The 21058-nt window shown below is 69.6% G+C and carries 17 protein-coding genes; 6 read left to right on the forward strand and 11 right to left on the reverse strand.

Translation table 11 applies throughout. The features are described 5' to 3' along the window. Nucleotides 1-944 precede the first annotated feature (944 nt). The gene (locus tag AB0B63_RS02405) at nt 945-1664 is read left to right on the forward strand and encodes a trypsin-like serine protease (protein WP_208570909.1); all 720 of its coding nucleotides are present in this window, start codon (nt 945-947) and stop codon (nt 1662-1664) included. A 155-nt stretch (nt 1665-1819) separates the two neighbouring features. Here AB0B63_RS02405 and AB0B63_RS02410 read toward each other — a convergent pair whose 3' ends face one another. From AB0B63_RS02410 to AB0B63_RS02430, 5 genes are all read right to left on the reverse strand, one after another. Continuing rightward, nucleotides 1820-2155, reverse strand: coding sequence for a DUF6204 family protein (locus AB0B63_RS02410; RefSeq protein ID WP_357013949.1), 336 nt, complete (start codon nt 2153-2155; stop codon nt 1820-1822). A gap of 187 nt (nt 2156-2342) precedes the next feature. Then, a complete protein-coding gene (locus AB0B63_RS02415; protein WP_357013953.1) occupies nt 2343-3833 on the reverse strand; it encodes a class I SAM-dependent DNA methyltransferase in 1491 nt (496 codons plus the stop codon). 5 nt (nt 3834-3838) lie between these two features. Further along, the gene (locus AB0B63_RS02420) at nt 3839-5293 is read right to left on the reverse strand and encodes a restriction endonuclease subunit S (RefSeq protein WP_357013956.1); all 1455 of its coding nucleotides are present in this window, start codon (nt 5291-5293) and stop codon (nt 3839-3841) included. Next, nucleotides 5290-8781 (reverse strand): DEAD/DEAH box helicase family protein, encoded by a 3492-nt coding sequence (locus AB0B63_RS02425; RefSeq protein ID WP_357013959.1) that lies wholly within the window; start codon nt 8779-8781, stop codon nt 5290-5292. Before AB0B63_RS02425 ends, AB0B63_RS02420 begins: the two co-directional genes overlap by 4 nt. Nucleotides 8782-8999: 218 nt before the next feature. Further along, complete coding sequence (locus AB0B63_RS02430; RefSeq protein WP_208570912.1) at nt 9000-9434, reverse strand: hypothetical protein; 435 nt, start codon at nt 9432-9434, stop codon at nt 9000-9002. A gap of 182 nt (nt 9435-9616) precedes the next feature. Between AB0B63_RS02430 and AB0B63_RS02435 the strand changes: the two genes are divergently transcribed. After that, on the forward strand, nt 9617-11185 hold the full coding sequence (locus AB0B63_RS02435; protein ID WP_357013963.1) for a restriction endonuclease: 1569 nt from the start codon (nt 9617-9619) through the stop codon (nt 11183-11185). 90 nt (nt 11186-11275) lie between these two features. Here AB0B63_RS02435 and AB0B63_RS02440 read toward each other — a convergent pair whose 3' ends face one another. Together AB0B63_RS02440 and AB0B63_RS02445 are read right to left on the reverse strand one after the other, a co-directional pair. Then, complete coding sequence (locus AB0B63_RS02440; RefSeq protein WP_357013967.1) at nt 11276-11539, reverse strand: DUF6244 family protein; 264 nt, start codon at nt 11537-11539, stop codon at nt 11276-11278. A gap of 427 nt (nt 11540-11966) precedes the next feature. Beyond that, entirely contained in the window at nt 11967-12188 is a 222-nt protein-coding gene (locus AB0B63_RS02445; protein ID WP_357013971.1) for a winged helix-turn-helix domain-containing protein, read from the reverse strand. Nucleotides 12189-12534: 346 nt separating this feature from the next. Here AB0B63_RS02445 and AB0B63_RS02450 point away from each other — a divergent pair, with 346 nt between their 5' ends. Together AB0B63_RS02450 and AB0B63_RS02455 are read left to right on the forward strand one after the other, a co-directional pair. Further along, nucleotides 12535-12657, forward strand: a complete 123-nt coding sequence (locus AB0B63_RS02450) for a hypothetical protein (protein ID WP_357013974.1) — start codon at nt 12535-12537, stop codon at nt 12655-12657. Next, nucleotides 12654-13040 carry a hypothetical protein gene (locus AB0B63_RS02455; RefSeq protein WP_357013977.1) on the forward strand — a complete coding sequence of 129 codons (387 nt, stop codon included), beginning with the start codon at nt 12654-12656 and terminating at the stop codon, nt 13038-13040. The genes AB0B63_RS02450 and AB0B63_RS02455 overlap by 4 nt, the downstream gene beginning before the upstream one ends. A 362-nt stretch (nt 13041-13402) precedes the next feature. Here the strand turns inward: AB0B63_RS02455 and AB0B63_RS02460 are convergent, their stop codons facing one another. Then, nucleotides 13403-13603 carry a hypothetical protein gene (locus AB0B63_RS02460; protein ID WP_255597670.1) on the reverse strand — a complete coding sequence of 67 codons (201 nt, stop codon included), beginning with the start codon at nt 13601-13603 and terminating at the stop codon, nt 13403-13405. Nucleotides 13604-14019: 416 nt separating this feature from the next. Here AB0B63_RS02460 and AB0B63_RS02465 point away from each other — a divergent pair, with 416 nt between their 5' ends. Beyond that, nucleotides 14020-14367: a hypothetical protein gene (locus AB0B63_RS02465; RefSeq protein WP_208570917.1), complete on the forward strand. Its 348-nt coding sequence runs from the start codon at nt 14020-14022 to the stop codon at nt 14365-14367. 112 nt (nt 14368-14479) lie between these two features. Here AB0B63_RS02465 and AB0B63_RS02470 read toward each other — a convergent pair whose 3' ends face one another. The 3 genes from AB0B63_RS02470 to AB0B63_RS02480 form a co-directional block, all read right to left on the reverse strand. Beyond that, entirely contained in the window at nt 14480-15280 is an 801-nt protein-coding gene (locus AB0B63_RS02470; RefSeq protein ID WP_357013982.1) for a hypothetical protein, read from the reverse strand. Beyond that, the gene (locus AB0B63_RS02475) at nt 15281-17797 is read right to left on the reverse strand and encodes an FtsK/SpoIIIE domain-containing protein (RefSeq protein ID WP_357013985.1); all 2517 of its coding nucleotides are present in this window, start codon (nt 17795-17797) and stop codon (nt 15281-15283) included. A 236-nt stretch (nt 17798-18033) separates the two neighbouring features. Continuing rightward, a complete protein-coding gene (locus tag AB0B63_RS02480; RefSeq protein ID WP_357013988.1) occupies nt 18034-18846 on the reverse strand; it encodes an SGNH/GDSL hydrolase family protein in 813 nt (270 codons plus the stop codon). Between the two features lie 201 nt (nt 18847-19047). Between AB0B63_RS02480 and AB0B63_RS02485 the strand changes: the two genes are divergently transcribed. Continuing rightward, on the forward strand, nt 19048-20586 hold the full coding sequence (locus tag AB0B63_RS02485) for a M1 family metallopeptidase (RefSeq protein WP_357013991.1): 1539 nt from the start codon (nt 19048-19050) through the stop codon (nt 20584-20586). The last annotated feature ends 472 nt before the right edge of the window (nt 20587-21058 follow it).

A 21058-nucleotide genomic window follows, 5' to 3' on the forward strand; every position in this document is an offset into this window, starting at 1 on the left:
CGGACGACGTAGGCCCTCCGTCCCGGGAGGCCGTAGGTCACCGAGGGCGGCGTGCTCGGTTCGGTGGCGTCGGAGCAACTGCCCGGCAGGTGGGGCCAACCTCGCCACGCCCCACCGAGGACGACACCCCGGAGTAAACCGGCCGCACCTGAGCTCACGTCCGTTCGTGGCCGGCACTCACGACGTACGCGACACAGTCGGGATCTTGGCGTGAGCGGGCAGGGCAACGACGGCAACGCCCCCGCCGCCGGAGACCAGACACGTCATTGTGAAGAGTTCTTGTCGCCAGGACGACAAGAACTCTTCACAGAGGAGACCGAGGGCCGGCGTACGGCGGAACGGCGTGGCGCGGGGTGGCCCGAGGCATCTCGGCAAGGAGGTGTCGGAGCTGGGCGTTGCGCAGTTCCTGTTTGCCAGCTTCGACCGCCTGTTCCCCCGCCGGCCCGTTCGACGTGCTCGACGCGGATGTCCTTCCATCGCACGTAGCGAGTGGTCACCCTTCGTCCCTCCAGGCAACTCCCGTGCCGCCAGCCCGCATCGATGATGCCGGTCTCCCGCCAGGTCATATCTACGGCCGGGCGGGATCGAATCCTGCCGGCCGCCGTGTCGGCGGCCGGGCCACATCGCGAGCGACGCCCCACAAGCTAACCGATCGGAGATTTCATTGACTGATTCGGATCAGTCAGCATGCTTCCCGTAAGGTGACACAGCCCTGCTCCGCCGCCCATCCTGATCGGTGGCTCAGTTCAGCCAAGCAGATCCCGGCGGAAATCGACCGCACGATCCCGCACCACCGCCCCGGAACGGCGTACCCCCGGATTGTTAAATCTTGGGGGCGGCACAAGGCTGATCTTGTTTGGTGGATTGGCCTCCCCTACGCTCCCTTCTGCCGGCGACGCCAACCGGCATCCGGTAACTCACGCAGAGCCTGTCCGAGGAGCACAATGCTGCCCAGATCCATCATCTTCGCAGGCAGGCGTGCCGCCGCCGTGGCCGCGACGCTGACGACCACGCTGCTTGCCGTCCTGGTCGGGCAACCTGCGAGCGCAATCATCGGCGGCACCACAAGCGGCAACCTTACCGGCCAGGTGAATATCTGGATCGACAACGGCGCCTCCTACCAGTGCACTGGTTCCCTGATCGGCGAAAGGTACGTGCTGACCGCAGCACACTGCCTGGTCAGTCCGGTCACCAGAATGCGCATCTGGACCGGGAGTCGCACGCCGAAAGAGGGTCAGCAGATCGCTGTCGACGGTTACGCGGCGGCGGAAAAGGGCTACGACATCGCCATCCTGCACCTCGCCGGGCCGGTCAAGCAACCGCAGAACATCGTCAAATACAGCGCCGGCCCCGGGATCATCAAAGCCGGCGTCAACGTGGCCGTGCGGGGCTGGGGGCGCGAAAGCAAGACCGGCATCGGGCCCACTCCGTCACTGAAGGTGTGCTCGATGAAGGTCAAGTCCTCCGTTCCCGACATCCTCCAACTCGAAAAGATCAACGGAGTGACCGGAAAGGGCGACTCCGGCGCAGGGGTCTGGGACGGAAGTGTGATCCGAGGTGTCGTCTCCACCGGGGACGAGGACAAGCTCACCAACACCGTGCCGACCGCGCTCGTCGCGGGCTGGATCTATGCGAAGACCAACGTCCGGGGCGTCCCCTCCTGAGCGGCGACTGATCGGGTCACGACCCCTGCGGGCCGGTCCCGGGATTCCCGGGACCGGCCCGCCCGGCGTTCCACGTCACCACTCGGAGCGGTGCGGAAGCGGCGGCCAGCCGGTCAACTCCACCCGTGTGCCTGCCGGTGGCCGGGTCCGACCCTCTACGCGCGTGCCCGGTGGCGGATCTTGATGGTGTCGAGGTCGGTCGCCACCGACCGGAGGTCACGGTGGTCGGCACCGAGTTCCGCGACGGCCGCTGCGGCCAGCGCTTCCGCCCGACCGATCACGACCGCTTCCCCGTCCTCTTCGGTGGCCGGAATCAGGCAGCGGAAGGTGAACGCGAGCAGCGACCGCTCGTAGGTCACCGTGCCTTCTTCGGTGAACTTCGCTCCGAACACCTCATGCTCCTCCGCCCTGGCGAGCAGCGCGGCACGCTGCACGTCACCGAGCGGCGCGAACTTGCCGCGCACGATGACCTGATAGGTCTTTTCGGCCATGGTGGGGACCTCCGGCTCCTGCTGAGCACGACGACGTCGAAAGGACGAGCTGGCGGCGACCGGAAGGAGGACGGGCAGGTCACGGGTCACCACGCCACCCGACCGGTCGGTACGGCACGCGCTCGCGACCCTACCGGGAAGGCCGCCAGCATGCCTGCGCTTTTCCCCGGCGGTGCGCCTGCACGGCTCAGTCGGCGTCGACCCGGGAGGCTGTCGCGCCGAGGGCCTCGGCGATGGCGGCGAACTCGCGTAGGGCCGCCTGGAGGTCCTCGACGATCTCCTGGGCGATCACCTCGGGGGGCAGCAGCGCGTCGGCGTCCTCCAGGGAGGCGTCCTTGAGCCAGGTGATGTCCAGGTTCACCTTGTCGCGGGCGATCAACTCGTCGTACGAGAAGGGGCGGAAACGTTCGGTTTCCACCCGCTCGGAGCGGTCCCTGCCGGTCAGGTAGCAGTCGACGAAGTCCTGGAGGTGTTCGCGACGCAGCGGGTTCTGCTTGAGCGTGAAGTGCTGGTTGGTGCGGAAGTCGTACACCCAGAGGTTTTGGGTCCAGGGTTCCTCGCGGGCGCGCTTACGCTCGAAGAACAGCACGTTGGCCTTGACGCCACCGGCGTAGAAGATGCCGGTGGGCAGGCGCAGCATGGTGTGCAGGTCGTACTGCTTGAGCAGCCGGCGGCGGATGGTCTCCCCCGCGCCGCCCTCGAACAGCACGTTGTCGGGCAGGACGACCGCCGCCCGGCCGTCGATCTCCAACAGCGCGGCGATGTGCTGGACGAAGTTGAGTTGCTTGTTGGCGGTGGTGGCCCAGAAGTCGTTGCGTTCGATCTCGCGTTCCTCGCGGGACGACCGGCCGTCCTCCCCCACCATCCGGATCGACGAGCTGCGCCCGAACGGCGGGTTGGCCAGCACCAGGCTGACCCGCCGGTCAGGCTCCCGGCTGAGGGCGTCGCGCACGGCGATCAGCGACGGGCCGTTGGGGGTGCCGATGCCGTGCAGCAGCATGTTCATCGCCGCCAGCCGGGCAGTACCGTCGACCAGCTCGGTGCCGGTGATCGCGCCGTGGGCGAGCCGTCGCCGCTGGTCGGGGGTGAGGCTGCTGCCGTGGTGGCGCTGGATGTGGTCGTAGGCGGCGAGCAGGAACCCGCCGGTGCCGCAGGCCGGGTCGGTGATCGTGTCGTCGGGGGTGGGCAGCATGCAGTCGACCATCGCGGCGGTCAACGCACGCGGGGTGAAGTACTGCCCCGCGCCGGATTTCGCGTCCTCCGCGCCCTTGGCCAGCAACTCCTCGTAGGCGTCGCCCTTGACGTCGACCCCGGTGCCCGACCACTCCTGCTTGTCGATCAGGTCGACGATCAGCCGCTTGAGCTTCGCCGGGTCCTGGATCTTGTTCTGCGCCTTGCGGAAGATGGTGCCGAGGGTGCCGCCTTCCCGACCCAGCCCGGTGAGGATGTGCCGGTACTGCACCTCCAGGTCGTCGCCCTCGGCGTCCAGCAGGGTCTGCCAGCTCAGCTCGTCGGGCACGATCTGCTCCGGCCGGAACGTCCGCCTGGCCCGCTCGTCGGCCATCTTGAGGAACAGCAGGTAGGTCAGCTGCTCCACATAATCGATGGTCGACACGCCGTCGTCGCGCAGCACGTCGCAGTAGTTCCAGAGCTTCTGCACCAGACGGCGCGAATCCACAGTGCTCACAGTGGCAAGGTCTCCTGCTGGTAGTCGTCGCCGGTCACCCTGGTCGGCGGTGCCGCCAACTCCTTCGGGGTACGCCGGGCGCGCGTCCGCTGCTTCGGGATGGCGACCGCCCGCTCGGCCCTGATCCGGGCGAGCAGCTCGGCAGCCGGCTCGTCGTTCGGGTCCTGCGGCACAAGCCGGCCAGAGAAAGCCGAAGTGAGCAAGGCCACATAAAGATGCTCTGCTTGCCGGAGGACCGCCGAAATATTGGCGTGCAGTCGATCAAGACCATCGAGCTGTCCGGCAATTCCGACTGCGATACGCGCCTGCAAATATTGCGGCGGAATAGGTATACGCACGTCGAGCAGGGCTTGCTGAGATATGTTCCGCATCGAATCTTTGGTGCCCGTCGCCTTATCGGAGATCTGCCGACGCACGATCGGTGACGAGAGAACCTGCAACAGCCATTCCTTGTCGACACCCGCGCCGACAGAAAGCCGAAGGCTCTTGTCACTCAACAGGAGATTGGGGTGGTCTCCACGAACCATGACAGACGCACCGACGTAATCGGCCGTATTCGCTCTGCTGAGGAGAACATCCCCGGCCTCGATCCGGTGGGACGGGTTGGCCGTAAAACCATAGGGAACGGCCTTATTCTCTTCGGGTCGAAATCTACCCCACGTCATCGCGCTGACCTTTACGACACCCCACTCACCCGGGCGAGCGGCCCGAGGAAGGCATGTGAATGACTTGCCAGCATCGACACCTTTTACAACATCTCGAAGCGCACCCCATCGCCAGCCCTCCGGCAAATCCTGACCTGACGGCTGCCCTCCACATACAGCCCACTGCCGCACAGACCGTCGGAGCACGTCAACCCTCGTCAGTACACGCCGAAGGCCACGCGCACCCGGCTCAATCCGTGCAAGGTGAGACTCAATCGCGGCGACAATGCGGCGCTGCTCGGAAATCGGAGGGAAGGGCAGAGGGATATCTTCGACAGTCCGAGAAGAAAGATGCTTGACCGTCACAGCCGACGTTTTTTCCCAGACTGCATTCAAGTACCCCTGAAGTGCAAGTGCCAGGAAACGCTCATCATAAAAATCACGGCGACGAACGGAAATCTTGCATACACGCTGATTCAACAGGCTTTGAGGCCCACTCCATACCGCCACCCGAAAATCGCCATCCATGCCGACAAGGATGTCTCCCGGATTGACGAGGTAACGAGTTTCATATTCGCCCGAATAGTAGGTATTTGATTCACCCCTACCGACGTCGCGAATCCTGACGAGCGGGAGACCTTTGCCGTCGACGTTAAAAAGTCGAGAGGAGAAGGCAGCACCGTTCTGAACATGCGCTACGTCACCGAGGCGGACTCGTTCCCAAGACTTATGCCGGGCAAGAAGCCCGGCCTGTGCTCCAGACTCCGCTTCGGCGACGAGTTCTTGAACACTCAGAGTAAACGTCACGCGGAAAGCTCCTGGTTGAGTTCGGTGAGGAGGGGTTCGGCGCGGTTGCCGAAGGCGCCCGCGTACCCGTCGATGCCGCCGCGTTCGGTGAAGGGTGCCCCTTCCAGGTCGTCGGGGGTGATCTCCACGCTGACCGCTATCACGTCCTTGATCCTCTCCAGCCACCACACCTGATCGGCAGTGAAGGTAGCGCCCGCCTGCTGTTGCCGCAGCAGCCACCCACGGAAACGCTCCTCTGTGGCCGTACGAAATGGACGTAGTTCCTGGTCGTGGCCCAGTTCGTAGCGGATGAGGGCGACCAGGTCGGTCACCCCGCGCGGCCCGGCCTGCTCGGCGGTGCGGCCGAGCAGCACGTACGCCTGCCACAGCGAATCCGGGGTCCACGCCTGCGGGGGCCGGGCGATCCGGGCGGCGAGCTCCTTGAGCTGGTCGTAGCTGACCCGCCCCTTGCCCTCGTAGAACACCTGCAACGCGGTGATCTCGTCGCGGTGCTGTTCCAGGTAGTCGTGCCAGCTCCGCACGGTCACCTGGGCGCGTTCGGCGGCGGGCACCCCGGCCGCCGACAGCAGCCTGTCGACGTTGACCTCGTCGATGGTGATGTCGTGGGCGCGGCGGATCTCCAGGATGCGGTCGCGCAGCTGCGGGTTCGCGGCCAGCGGGCGCAGCGCCCCGGCCAGCAGGTCGCGGACGGCGTCCGGCCCGGCCAGGGTCGCCGGGTTGAGCTGTTCGGGGGCGACGGCGTCGACCAGGCCCCGGACGATGCCGGTGAGCGGCTGCCCGCCCAGCTCCGCCAGCTCGGCGCGTTCGTCGTCGGTGAGCTGCCGGTCGAGGCGGGACAGCCGGGACGCGAGGGTGGCCACCTCGTTGGCGTCGGCGGTCAGCGTGCCGGCCTTGCGCAGCAGGTCACGCAGCGAGATCTGCTGTTCGGTGTGCCGTTGCAGCGGCACCGCCTCGTCCAGGTCGGCTTCGGTGACGCCTACCGCGTCGACGATGACGAACCGGTCCTTCACCTGGGCGTCCGGGGTGACGGACTGGAAGTCGGCGGGGTCGATGGTGCGTGCCCCACGCCCCTTCATCTGCTCGAAGTAGGTGGCGCTGCGCACCGGCCGGAGGAAGAACACACACTCCAGCGGGCGTACGTCGGTGCCGGTGGCGATCATGTCGACGGTGACCGCGACCCGCATCTCCGGGCTGTTGCGGAACGCCTGGATGAGGGTGTCGGGGTTGTCGCCGTCCCGCCGGGAGGAATAGGTGATCTTCCTGGCGAACTGGTTGCCGCGTCCGAACACCTCCCGGACCATGCTGACGATCTCCTCGGCGTGGTTGTCGTCGCACGCGAAGATCAGCGTCTTGGGCACCGTGGAACGCCCGGGGAAGATCTCGGTGAACAGCCGCTCGCGGAAGGTCTCCAGCACCAGCCTCAGCTGCCCCTTGGAGATCACCGACCGGCCGACCTGGCGGCCCGCGTACGTGAAGTCGTCCTCAAGCTCCTGGTAACGCTCGGCGCGGGTCCGCCGGTCCCGCAGCGGCACGACCGTGCCGGCCTCGATCTTCTGCCCGCCCTCGGTGATCTCGGTCTTGATCCGGTAGACGTCGAAATTGACGTTCACCCCGTCGGCGACCGCCTGCTCGTAGGTGTATTCGGACACCAGGTTCTGCTGGAAGAAGCCGAGGGTCTGCTTCACCGGCGTCGCGGTCAGCCCCACCACGAAGGCGTCGAAATACTCGATCACGGCACGCCACTTGCCATAGATCGAACGGTGACACTCGTCCACCACGATCAGGTCGAACGTCTCCGGCGGCAACTGCGGGTTGTAACCCACCTCGGCCGGGGAATCCAGGTCGTAGCTGTCATACGCCCGGTCGTCCAGGTCGACGTCGGGTAGTTCGACGCCGCGCAGCGCCCCGTGGAGGCGCTGGATCGTCGAGATCACCACATTCGACGAGTCCAGCAGGCCGGCCCCGGAGAGCCGGTCCACCGTGTACAGCTCGGTGAACTTCCGCCCGTCGTCGGGGGTCTGGTAGCTGGCGTACTCACGCAGGGTCTGCTTGCCGAGGTTGTTCCGGTCGACCAGGAACAGGATGCGGCGGGCACGGGCGTGCTTGAGCAGCCGGTAGCTGCTGGTGACCGCGGTGAAGGTCTTGCCCGCCCCGGTCGCCATCTGGATCAACGCCCGGGGTCGGGCGTCGGCCAGCGAGCGCTCCAGGCCGTCGACCGCGTCGACCTGCGCCGGGCGCAGACCCAACCGGTCCAGCGCCGGCATCCGGCGCAGCCGGGCACGCAGCGTCGGGGCCTCCGGCTCGTCGTCCGCCTCCCGCATCCACCGGGCGAGCGTCTCCGGCCGATGGAACGCAAACACCTCCCGGGTACGCGGAAACGGGTCGAGTTGGTTGACGAAAGCGGTCTCGGTGCCGGTGGCGACGTATCCGAACGGCAGTGCCGCCTCCCGTCGCCACGCGCCGAGCCGCTGCTCGGCGGTCAACCCGTTTAGGTAGCGGTCGAGCTGCGCCTCCACCCCGCGTGGGGCGGTGCCCTCCCGCTTGGCCTCGATCACCCCGACCAGCCGCTGGTTGACATAGAGCAGATAGTCGGCGCGGCCCGTCGCCAGGGTCACCTCGCGCACCGCGACGCCGACGCCCGCGTACAGGTTGAGCTGGTTCTCGTCCTGGACCTGCCAACCGGCGGCGGTGAGCTGACGGTCGATCTCGACCCGGGTCTGCGCCTCGTTCAACGGCTCGTGGGAGGCGCGGCGGGCGCGGGCGATGAAATCCTCCCGCTTGGCGGCGGACACCGTCACCGGCTGCGCACTGTCGAATGCCTGCTGCGCCGCCTCGGCGGCCGGTTCGAGACTGGCGACCAACGCGGCGGCCTGCGGGCGTCGGGCGTCGGCGTCCCGCACCGCCTGCTCGGCGGCATCCGTCGCGGCGGCCTGGGCCAGCGCCAGCGACGGTTGCCCGTCCAGCAACAGCTTCGTCTGGGCGAGCTCCTGCTTGTACCGTTCGATCTCGGCGCGCAGCCCCTCGGCAATCGACACCGGGACCTGCGCCGAAGGCGGGGTCGGGGGCACGAAGCCACGCGGGGAACGGTCGTCGGTCAACGCCCGGTGGTACCAGACGCCCAGCTCGAAACAGGTCCGCAGCAGCACCAGTGCCTCACGGACCTCGCCGAGGTGGTCGTGGACCGCCCGGTTGCCGGTGTCCCGCAGGCGGTCGAAGGCGGCGTAGACCTTCGCGGTGACGGCACCCGAGGTGTGCAACGCCTGCACCTGGTGAAAGAACGTGTCCTTGGCCGGGGTGACCTGGGTACGCCGTACCAGGTCCCGGGCGAGGACGTCACCGAACGCGCGGGCCTTGAACATCGCCGACTGCGCGTCGACGTAGACGAGCAGTTCCGCCCCGGCGCCGTACCAGACCAGCAGCGGATGGTCCGCCAAGAACCCGAAGTTGGCAGACTGCTCCGCCAGGCGGCGTACCTCTCGATGATCCACGTCTCTCCACGTCCATAGCCGACGGTGAACACGTCAGAATATGAACGGGTGTACATTTTCGGAACCTGGTGCGTTATCGGAAACCCGACAATGTCGGGGCGCGGGCGACGTCGGGGCGCGGCGACGTCCGGACGGACTATGCGGGGAAGGTCTCATGCCACCGCGTCATGAATGTGCCTGACAGGCATGACCCTCCCCAGGAATCACCCCGCCCGGGGTCAGCCGTGGGGTAGCTCCCTGATGGAGCTGGCGACCTCGATCGACGCCTCCGCATCGAACCGGTCGACGTCCACCAGCACGTCGACCGCGAGCCCCGGTCGGACCAGCCAGAACGCCTCACCCCCGCCGGTCAACCCGACGCCGTCACCGCGCCCGAACTCGGCAAGCGGCCACTCAGCGGAATCCCGCTCGTGGTACCCGGCCAGGAACTCACGCACCTGCAACAGCGTGGTCAGCCGTTCCCCCCGCAACACGTGCACCCGCAGGTCGACCCGGTAGCCGTCCTCCACCGCACGTTCCCAGACCCGGCTGGCGAAGCTGACGTCCTCCCACTCGGAGGCGAAGTCCGATACCAGTTCCCCGGCCCCCTCCGGCACCCACCCGACGTGGAACCCGTCCAGATCGCCACCGTCACGCCCACCCAACTCCGCCATCCCCATCAACTTGCGGCCTCCAGCCCCGTACCACCGACACGAGCGGTGATCACTCCATCACAACAGAGCAGCCGTGTCACTACCGCTCGGCGACGAGCACTCCGAGCCGTGGACGCCCTGCGCCTCACCTGGCGTCCATTGCCAGTTGCTGCGTCCCGTCGTCCACATGCGACGATCACGGCATGGCCCTGGTCTCTGCCGATGCCCTCGCCGGATATCTTCTTGAGGAGGCGATCGCCTTCCTGCTCAGCTCGAACGGATACCGGCTCCTGCAGGACTCCGATGCCGACGAGCAGGCCCTGCGGCAAGCAGGGCACGGCCTGCTTGTTCGCGGCCGGGGTGCTGACCACCAGGCTGACGTGTTGGGCGATCTGCTGATGCCGACACCGTTCTCGCTGCCTGTTCGATTGTTCGTCGAGGCGAAGAACCGCAAGTCGAAGGTCGGCCTGACTGAGGTGCGGAACGCCCACGGGGTCATCGATGACGTGAACCAGCATTATTCGACCGAATTGTCGAGGTCCTACCGGCATCCGTTACGCCGGTACCAGTACCGCTACGCGCTGTTCTCAGCCGCTGGTTTCAAGAAGGAGGCGCAGAGCTACGCGCTCGCGCAGCAGATCTCGCTCGTCGACCTGTCCGGGCCGGCGTTCTCGCCCCTCATCACCTCGGTGGAACGGGCCGCGAGGCTGATCCTCGCCGAAGCGGTAAGCGCGGATCTCACGACTTTCCCAGTCCGGCAGGTACGACTGGCACTCCGGAGTGCGTTCAGCAGCGCGGGCGCCGAGGTGCCTGCGGCCGAGGCACCCCATCAGGGCACGGACGGCGGCCTGCCCGGGAACATCCTGGCATCCTGGGCGGCCCGGATGACCGCCGAACTGCAGGATTCGGCAACCGGTGAAGGTCTCATCCTGGGCTTCCCCGCAGCGCCGTTCATTCTGGCCATGCACCCCGACAGCATGGAGGACTTCGAGGCTTTCATCGCAACGCACGGCCCGAACATCGATGTGGACATTCGTTTCGGGCGGGAAGGGGTACGCGGGGATTGGACCATCACCCCTGTGGCAGACCCTGACGCCTTCCGGTTGTCATTCGGTCTCCCCGGCGCGCTGGAGGCCTGGTTGTTGTCCGTGCCTGGGCAGGACCGTCGGCGTGCGGCCGAGTCGAGGCAACTCCTATTGCCGACGATCAGCCTGTTTCTGGAGGACCGGCTGATCCGGTTGCGGTATGAACCGGTACAAGCGCCTGCCTGGCCTCCCCCCGACGAGGAGCAGGTCGAGGGCGACGCGGGGACGGACGCGGCCGACACCTCGTTCCTGCGCCGTAGCCTCCCGGCACGGCCCCGGCAACGGGAACGTCCCGAGGTGCGGATCGCGGTCGACAACCAGGCCGAGCGGCTGCCACGCGGGCTCCGAGGCTGGTCGGCTCGGTCAGCGGAAGAGCTGATGACCGTGCTCGACGACTCCTACCCGCTGCACGCCAACCTGATCCGTATGGCGGCGCTCCATCAAGGTCGGTTGGAGCGGGCTCAGGTGTACGACATCGCCGAGTTCCCACCCGCTCGTACGCTGCGCGGACTGACCCGCCCCACGAACCGCATCACGGCCTCGCTCATCGAGCAGGGCCGCCTTCCCGAGGAAGTGGAGTATCCGCTCCAGACGGGCTACGACCACGGCGTCCAGGCGACTCACTTCACCGTGCCGCCCGACCTCGTGGCAGCGCTGCGAGCGCTCGGACCGCTACACGGCATTTGAACGAGCGATTGTTGCTAGGACGACCAGGCGTTCCCCGACCAGACCGGGATGCTGACCACGCTGGTGGGCTGTGGCTACTACCACCAGAGATCAGTTGCCCAGCGCGCGTACCTTGGAGATCGTCTCCTGGAGCTGCTGGTAGGCCGGCTGACCGCCCTGCGTAGCTTGGGCGAGCGCCTGCCGGTAACTGTCGATCACGCCGATCAGCGGGCCGGCGGCGACGCCCTGCAACGCCCCGGCGACCAGGGAACGCGCCTCGGCGGCGTCCTGTGCGGCCGCTGCCGTCTTCGCCCGCGCCTCGTCCAGCTTCTGCGAGGCCGCCGCCAGCTTCGCGATCATCTCCGCCGCGCTCACACACGCTCCCCAGGCCTGTCGACACACCACAGTCACGCCGCCGCACCGACGATGACCACAGAGAGCCTACGAGGTGAACACCGAACGCAGCCACCCCACACCGGGACCACCCCCACGCGGTACGGGAGACCACCGCCATCGCCCAGCCCACGCAAAGCCCCCGCTGGGCCACCCCCGCCCGGCTAACCCCGCCCGGTTAGGCCGCTGGGCTGACCCCGCTCGGCTAACCCCGCCCGGCCACCCCGCTGGGCTACCCCCGCTCGGTTAGGCCGCCACCTGCGGCCATGATCGTGCTCGATCCACGATGTAGTGGCCTCGTAACGCGGGGATGCCACTACAACCAGGAAGTAGCACGATCTTGGCGTCGGCGGGGGGTGTCGGCGTAGCAGGGCATGGGGTGTGGGGCATCCCGGTCACTCCCGCTCGGTCACTCCCGCTCGGTGACGAACACTCCGAGCCCATGGACACCCTCGACGAGGCCCTGTGTCTGAAGCACGAGGATCGCCTGTCGGACAACGCCCGCCGAGACCCCGTGTTCGGCACGGAGTTGCGCGGTTGAGGGGAGTTGATCTCCCGGGGCGAGTTCACCGGACGCGATTTTCTCGCGGATACTGTCCGCGAGATGCGCCCACTTGGGCTTGGCGGGCATGTGTGGTCTCCCTGGTCTGCGCCGCCATTTGATCACATCGCACTAGTCAGGACAAGACAGGACCACTACGTCATTGACTTGTACATACTAGTGTGGCAAAGTTGCCTTGACCCGCTCCCTGGTCTGCAAACCCGGAGCTGGTCGGTTCCGCACCCGCACAGAGCGCCCGGTCGGGTCATCCCCCCGACCCGACCGGGCGTGCCACCACCTACCCACACGCCCCGACTACCGATGCACCACCCTCACCAAGATCAGATTGCGATTTTGTACACGACACGCCGAGTGGAGTACGCAAAATCGCAATCTGATCTTGCGCGCCAGTCGCTCAAACAACTGGACCAGCACCGTGCAGCTGAACGTCGCCCCCGACGGCACGCTCTACCCACCAGACCCCGCCGAGACTCACCGGATCCGGCTCAAGACCCACCAGCCCTCGCCCGAGGAGACCGACCTGGAGGTACCCCGATGAACGACCGACCCGACCACCACCCCGGCCGACGACAGCACGACAACCAGCGACCACACGACAACGAGCGAGCACACGGCGACGAGCGAGCACACGCCAACGAGCGAGCACAGGACAGCCAACGAGCACAGGACAGCCAGGGAGCGCACGACAACCGCCGCCCGTACGACAGCAACGCGTCGGACGCCGACCTGCCCTCGGAGTCCGGCGGGGACCTCGGCCTGCTCGTCTCCGACCAGGACGTCGAGGACGCCGACGACATCCTGTTCGCCCATCCCCCGCGCGTGGTGACCCGCCGGGTCTGCGGCTGTGGCGCGGACTACCCCTGCGAGCAGGTGAGGTACGCCCGACTGATCAAGGCTGCCGCGCCGAGGGGGCGCCGGTGAACGCCACCAAGCTGCGCCGGTACCCCGCCGGCCGGGCGGGCCGCCGAGCTGCGCCGGTACGCCGCCGGGCGGGCCGCCGAGGCACGGCGGACGTTGGCCGACCACGGCATCGAGACGTACACCGGAATCTGTCGGGGGTGCGGGCGGCCGGGGCTGCTCCCCGCCGAGGTGGGCGACCAGCACCAACTCGATCCCGATCCGGCGCAGGCGAAACAGGTACCGACCGTGCGGCCCAGCGGTGACCACGTCGGCAACAGTGGCCGCGGAGGGCTTACCGCCCGACCTCTCCGGTGGTCGTCCCCGTAGGAAGACCACCGGGAAAGCGGAGGCACCGAATTCGGGAGATCAGAGGACGGCGGAGGTCAGCAGACGTTCGCCGTATTCCAACTGACCTTCGTCACGCCCATTGGCACATAGAAGAATCCGTCGCCAGGGGTAGCACAGTCCGTGCCGGTCATAATCGTTCCGGCAGAGTTGAAGCGCCAGCTGATCGCGGCGTTTCGGTTCGTGTAGTTGTAGTAGTTGAAACCCGTGATGTTGCCGGTCCACTCGGTGGTGGTCACCAGGGACGGAGTCTCCGTAGGGACCCCGTTCGGGTGATCCCAGTGGGGCCAGACGCAGAATGTGCCCGGCTGGCAGTTCCCGGGCGGATAGACGCCGGCCCCCAGCTGGGGTGCCGCCGAGGCAGGAGGGGCAACAGCCAGCACACCGGCGACGACCCCGGCGATGGCGAAGGATTTCAACAGCACGGCTACCCACTCCCATTGATGTTGGTAGATCGAAATCCCAAGCTACCGCCGGAAAGTTGCACGGTCAAGTAACTGACGCTCCCGGGGTGCCGGCGGGAAACTCGGGCCACCCGGCGGCAGCAATCAGTGACGAGGTTGTTGACACGGGGAATACAATCGATTCAGATCAATTCATTACGGGCTGAACGAGCTCCGGCCCCGTTCCTGGACACCGTGAGGAAGGGAAGCTCATGCGCAGTTTCACCAGCCGAATCGCTGCGGGTCTCGCCGCCGCATTGATCACCACACTGGCCGTAACGATACCGGCGTCGCCCGCAGCCGCTGTCGAGACGCTCAAGGTCCCCGACGTCGGCCTCGTCTTCTACCAGGCCACCACGCAGATCATCGTCGGCAGGCAGGCAACGCCCGACGGCATCTGCCGCCCGGTCCCGGCAGAGGCGATCTGGGCGATCGGCTGGAACGGCTTCGGTTCCGTCTCCGGCTACCGGACCTCCGACTGCACCGGTACCGCGTCCGAGCTGAACAACTTCCACAGCTGGCCGTACGAGGGCTACTACCTCTCCTACCGGGCCGGCTGACCAGCGTTCCCGGTGGTCGTTCGCGCACGGGCACCGGGACGAGGTCCCTTCTTCACCGCCGCCGCAACGACCACCACCGCCGCAGCAGCCGCCACCGGCCCCGCCCGGCACCTCACCGCACGACGCGGAACAGCAGCAGGGTCACGCAGTACGCCAGCGGCACCAGCAGGACACAGACGACGAAGCCGAGCGGGGCGTACCGGGGCGGATCGGTGCTGGCCAGTGCCGGCCGTCCCCACCGACCGAGGATCAACCAGCCGGCGACGAAGGAGATCAGCGGCAGCCCGGCGCAGGTCAGCGCGCCCAGGGTGAAGCCGTCGACCACGCCGATGCCGTTGGCGACCACCAGCACCAGCATGACCAGTGCCCCGACGGCGGCACAGCCGGCGTAGACGGCGACCGCACGGGAGGTCGGTGACCAGGTGGGCAGCAGAGCGGGCCGCTGGGCCAACGCCTCGGCCTGCTGCCCCAGCCGGTCCGCCTCGTCGACCAGCCGCCCGGTCTCCGCCAGCACCACCGCCGGATCGCCGTCCACCCCGGACCCGCCGGGACCCGTGCCCGCCCCGGGGGCGGGCCCCGGGGCCGAACCGGGGGCGGGCCCCGGGGCCGAACCGGGGGCGGGCCCCGGGGCCGAACCGGGGGCGGGCCCCGGGGCCGAACCGGAGCCGACGGCGGGACCCGTGCCGGCCCCGGGGCCCGGCCCGGGGGCCGGGTCGGCCACGGCAGGTAGGCCGGCGGCGGCGGCGAGCTGGGTGAGGCGCTGTTCCTGGGCGGCCAGCCGCTGACCGAGCTGGGTCACCCCGGCGTGCAGGCTGCGGCGGCGTTCCGCCTCGGCGGCGGCACCCCGCTCACCCTCGCGGATCCGGGCGGAGAGCTGCCGGACGGCCGCCGCGTAGTCGTCGTAGCCGGCCACTCAGTGTTCCTCCTCGTCGGGCTGGTGACCGGGGCGGACGAACGGCACGATCACCGTGCGCCGCTGGGCGTGCCGGTCGACCAGCAGGGCCCGGTTGGGGCGGGGGGTCCACACCAGATCGGTCACCCCGAGATACAGCCCGAGATCGTCGGCGGGCACGTTCAACGCCACCAGGCAGGCCACGTCGTCGCGGTTCTGGCTACCGCCGAGGTCGTCGGCGAGCCGACGCAGCCCCCGCCACCAGCCGAGCAGGTGCACCCCACGCCCCGGCCCCTCCCCCAGCAGCGCCCGCAGGTCGTCGTGGCCGGTGCGGTAGGTGTCGGGGTCGGCGGCGGCGAGCACCGCGCCGGCCGCGTCCACCCCGAAGACCACCAGGTACGTCCGGCCGCGCTCGCCGGGGCCGGCGGTCAGCGCACCGATGCGGGCCCGCAGGCCGGCCGCGTCGACCTGGGTCACCTGGTGTCCGGCGGCCTTCAACCCGGCAGCCGTGTCGTCGGCGAGTTCGTCGGCGGCCGACACCAGCGGGACCAGCACGAACTCGGCCTCGCCGGGGCGGTGCTGGCCGGCCAGGCTCAACGCGGCGGCCCGCAGCACGTGCCCGCCGGTCGCCGAGGTGCCCACCACGGCCAGGTGCCGGCCGGGGGAGGCGTCCAGGTCGAACCGGGCGGTGCTGCCGGCCACGTCGACCGTCCGGCCCACCAGCACCGCCGGGCGGCGGGTCACGGCGGCGGCCGGCATCGGCTCGTCCTCCAGGTGGGCGGTGGCGTAGCCCCGGAAGACCGCGGGCGGGCCGGTGTCGTCGGGACGGGCGTCCCACAGTTCGTAGCGCAGCCGGGCGAGCTGGCGGGCGTCGGCGTGCGCGTCGGGGAACCGCAGCAGGGTGTCCGCGCCGGCCGCCCCGGCGGCGGTGTTGACCAGCGCCGTGCCGATCCGGGTCGGGCCGGTCACGGTGGCCCGGGGGCCGAGCACCGGCTCACCGCCGGGCAGCGCCACCCGCAGCGCGAACTGCCCGAACAGCGACTCGGCCCGGCCGTACAGGGCTTCCACACCGCTGGTGCTCTGACTGGCCAGCACCAGGTGCACGCCGTACGAGCGGCCCTTGCGGGCCAGCTCCTCCAGCAGGTCGACGGCTTCCCGGGCCAGCCGGTCGTTGCCGGCGAACAGCACGTGGAACTCGTCGATCACGGCCACCGTGCGGGGCACCGGTTCGGTGTCCGGCAGGTCGGCGAGCTTGGTCACCCCGTGCCGCTTGAACAGCCCGGCCCGCCGGCCCAGCTCCCGGCGCAGCTCGCGGAGCACGGCCAGGCCGTACTCCCGGTCGGATTCGACGCCGACGGCCCGCGCGTGCGGCAGGAACGACGGGTCCCGTTCGGTGGGGACGAACTCGGTGAAGCTGACCCCCTCCTTGAAGTCGAGCAGCCACAGCTGAAGCTCGGCCGGGGAGTAGCGGGCCGCCAGGCCGTAGAGCACGTCGAGCAGGAAGACCGTCTTGCCCGCGCCGGTGCGGCCACCGACCAGCCAGTGCGGCGTCGCGTCGTCGAAGGCCAGCACCACCGGGGTACGACCGGAACGGCCGACCACGGTCCGCAGGCCGGCGCGGGCGGACTCGGTCCAGCGCCGCTCGGGCAGCAGGTCGGCCAGGTGCAGGGCGGTGTCCCGGCGCACCTGCGCGCCCAGCTGGTCGGCCAACGCCTGGACCGCCCCGGCGGGCGGATCGCCGTCGAGCAGCACCGGCACGGGCAGGCCGGTGCCGTCGGCGCTGAACGGTTGCCCCGGCGGGTCGCCGATGCGGGCGTAGCGTTCGTCGAGGCGTACCTCGGTGGTGCCGCCCAGCGCGGGTGGGACCTGCCCGGGCGTGGTCACCGCGCGCCCGGCGAACAGCACGCACACCCCGGCGGTCGGGCCGGCGTGGGTCAGCGCGGCGAGCCGGGCCAGCTCCCGCGGACCGGGCGCGGACGCGGCCACCACCAGCAGCAGTTCCGGTTCCCCCGCACCGGCCTGGGCGGCGCGGGCGTGCGCCTCGGCGGTGTCCAGCAACGCGCCGATCTCCGCCTCGGTGGTGGCGACCCCACCGAGCACCCCGGCGTCGCGCAGCGGGCGCAGCGGAATGAAGGTGGCACCCCACGCGGCCGGGTCGATACCGACCACCCGCACGCTGCCCGGCGTGGCCGTGCTGAGCAGCCGCAGCACCAGCACCCGCAGCAGCACCGCCACCCGGGGATCGCGGGCGTCCCGGTCGACCGCCAGGTGCCGGCCGGCACCCAACGGCAGCAGCAGCGGGAACCGTCCGTCCGCCGTGGACGCCTCCCCGATGCGCACCGGGGCGGGGCCGCCGTCCGCCGGTGGGGCGGCCAGCGTGTCGGCGAGCCGGGCCAGTCGGGCGACCAGGTCGGCGGTGCGTTCCGGGACGGGCTCCCCGGCCAGCCGGTCCAGCAGCGCACGGGCCGCCGTCCACCGCTGCCGGGCCTGCCGGTGCGCGGTGACCGCCTGCCCGTACGCCGATGCGAGCCTGCCCACCCACTGCTCCCCACCGCCGCGCGGACGAATCGAGGGAACCCTAGCGCCCCGGCCGGTCGACACGCACGACCCGCCCACCGGTCAACTGGTCGGCGTCCCGACTGCGGCCCGCTGCCGGCGCCCCGGCTGCGGGCCGCTGTCGGCGGTGTCGCCCGGCGCTCCGGTGGGCTCGGGAGGCGACCGACGCCCGATGCCGACGGTCGGCGGCCCTCCGGGCCGCCGACCGTCGGCGTGGGTCAGCGCAGCGCGGCGGTGAGCGCCGGCAGGTAGCCGGACCGGTAACCGTCGGCGTTCGGGTGGTACGCCTCGATGACGCCGCTGACGTCGCGGATCCACGGGGCGGCGGCGCAGACGCCGTGCCCGGTGAAGAACGGTCGGGTGTCGGCGAAGGTGGCCCCGACCGCCCCGGCCCGCGCGGCGGTGACCGTGGCGAGCACGTCGGCGGCCTCGTTGAGGATGGTCCGCTTGTAGCTGCTCATCGCCAGCACTCCACAGGAGCCGGTTTCGAAGAGCCGGGGGTAGCCGAGCACCACCAGTCGGGCGTTCGGGGCGCGGTCACGGATCGCGGCGTAGGTGGCGTCGAGCCGGCCGGGCAGCGTCGAGGTGGCGAAGCTCTTGGCCTTGTCGACCGCCGCGGTGCAGGTCGCCGTGCTGCCGAACCGGCAACTGGTGATCACGTCGGCGAAGCCGGCGTCGTTGCCACCGATGGTGATGGTGACCAACGTGGTGGTGGCGCTCAGCGAACGGACCTGCTTGCTGATCACGTCGGAGGTGACCGCGCCACCGCAGGCGGGGAAGGCGAAGCTGGTCACCGCGTTGGCGGCGGCCCAGAGCGGGGCGTACGACTTCTGGCTGCGCAGGCAGGTGGACAGGTCGTACGGGCCGGCGCCGACGCCGGAGGAGTACGAGTCGCCGAGCGCCACATAGTGGACGGTGGCGGCCTGGGCGGCGGTGGGGACGAGCACGACACCGACGGCGGTGGCGAGCAGGGCGGCGAGCGCGGTGGCCGCACGGGCCAGGGCACGACGGGGTAGGGCGCGGTGGGGCATGACGGTCCTCCGGGGGCAGGAAGGGTGGAGCCTCTGGACCGCGCGCGTGGCCAAGGGGGGTGAGGCGTTGTTACTAGTCGGTAATGCTAGCGAAACATCGACACAAAGAGAACAGCCGATCCCCACCGATCCGACGCACACGTTTCCACCGCCGTCGATTAGGTTGTCGGTGCGAACACCCCGATGGAGGGAGTCCACCCCGTGCGACGTGTTTTCACGGCGGCCATCGCCGCCCTGACCGTCACCACCGCCGGCACCCTGGTGACCGGCACCCCCGGCCAGGCCGACGCCCGACCGGGCAAGAGCCGGTCGGTCGCGGTCTCGGCCGCCCCGAAGCCCGGCAGCCCCGGCCTCGGCGACCCCTACTTCCCCGACTACGGCAACGGTGGCTACGACGTCGACCACTACGACGTGCGGCTGCGCTACGAGCCGGCCACCGACCGGCTCAGCGGCACCACCACCATCCTGGCCACCGCCACCCAGGACCTCTCCCGGTTCAACCTCGACTTCCTGCTCGACGTGGAGTCGGTGCGGGTCAACGGGTGGACCGCCCGGTACGCCCGGGAGGGCGACCACGAGCTGGTGGTGACCGCGCCGCGCGGCCTCACCACCGGCCAGGCGATGACCGTCGTGGTCACCTACTCCGGCGTGCCGTCGGAGACCCTGGTGAACGGCTACTCCGGATGGACCCGCACCGTCGACGGCGCGCTCGCCGTCAACGAGCCCGAGTCGGCCTGGTGGTGGTTCCCGTCCAACGACCACCCGCTGGACAAGGCCACCTGGGACGTCTCGGTGTCGGTGCCCGACGGCGTCGAGGTGATCAGCAACGGCGTGCAGCCCCGGCCCCCGCTGGCCGAGGCCGGCAACCGGATGCGGTGGGGTTGGCGCAGCACCAAGCCCGGCGCCACCTACCTGGCGTTCCTGGCGATCGGCCAGTACGACATCGTCACCGACACCGCCCCGAACGGGCAGCCGGTGATCAACGCCTACAGCACCACGCTGGGCGACCGGGCTCCCGCCGCCCGGGCCAGCATCGAACGCACCGCCGAGGTCGTCGACTGGGCCAGCGGCGTCTTCGGGCCGTACCCGTTCGAGGCGCAGGGGGGTGTGGCCGCACCGATCGACAGCCTCGGCTTCGCCCTGGAGACGCAGACCCGCCCGGTGTACGGGCCCGGCTTCTGGCGACGCGGCAGCAACCCGTACGTGGTGGTGCACGAGAACGCCCACCAGTGGTTCGGCGACTCGGTCTCGGTGGCGAACTGGAGCAACATCTGGCTCAACGAGGGCTTCGCCTCGTACGCCGAGTGGCTCTGGTCGGAGGCGCAGGGTGAGGGCACCGCGCAGGAGCTGTTCGACTTCACCTACGCCAACTACCCCGTCGGCGACGGCTTCTGGCAGGTGCTGCCGGGCAACCCGGGTGCCGGCGCGGTCTTCGACGACGCGGTCTACGACCGGGGCGCGATGGCCCTGCACCAACTCCGGCTGACCGTCGGCGACGACGCGTTCTTCCGGATCCTGCCCGCCTGGACCGCCGAGCACCGGTACGGCAACGGCACCATCGCCCAGTTCCAGGCCCTCGCCGAGCGGATCTCCGGCCTCGACCTGGACCCGGTCTTCACGACCTGGCTGTTCACCCCCGGCCGGCCCACCCCGGCCACCGCCACCCGCAGCACGACCGCCCCGGCGCAGCCGAAGTCGTGGACCCAGATCCGGGCGGCGCACCAACTGCTGGCGCGCTGACCGACCCCGGTTCGGGCTGCCCGCCCCCGGCACCGGCGCGGGCAGCCCGGACCGGCCTCTACTCCAGCACCCGCCCGCGCCTCGACTTCGACAACCGCCTGCCCGCCCCTCGGCTCCAGCGCCCGCCCCGCCTCAGCTTTGAGTGCTCTGCCGCATCTCAGCTCCGGCGCTGGCCCGCTCGGCTACGGCTTGGGCCGGCGTCGAGCCGGGCAGAGGAGGTAGTCCCGGACAGCAATATGCCTGGCTGGCATAAATATGCCAGCCAGGCATGACCCTTCCTGCGGACACATGTGCTCCCGGAGGACCCGCACCCTCCCCCCGGCACCGCACCGGAGCCGGACCAGATCTCACCGCCGAAGCAGCCCCCATCAGCCGCCGGCCGAAGCAGCCACCAGCCCAGGGCAGGGCAGCCACCAGCCCAAGGCAGCCGGCGAGCAAGGGCAGCCAACCGCCGAGGGCAACCGTTAGCCGA

Origin of the sequence: Micromonospora sp. NPDC049081 (genome assembly GCF_040648835.1) — a bacterium.
GTDB classification, from domain to species: domain Bacteria; phylum Actinomycetota; class Actinomycetes; order Mycobacteriales; family Micromonosporaceae; genus Micromonospora; species Micromonospora antibiotica.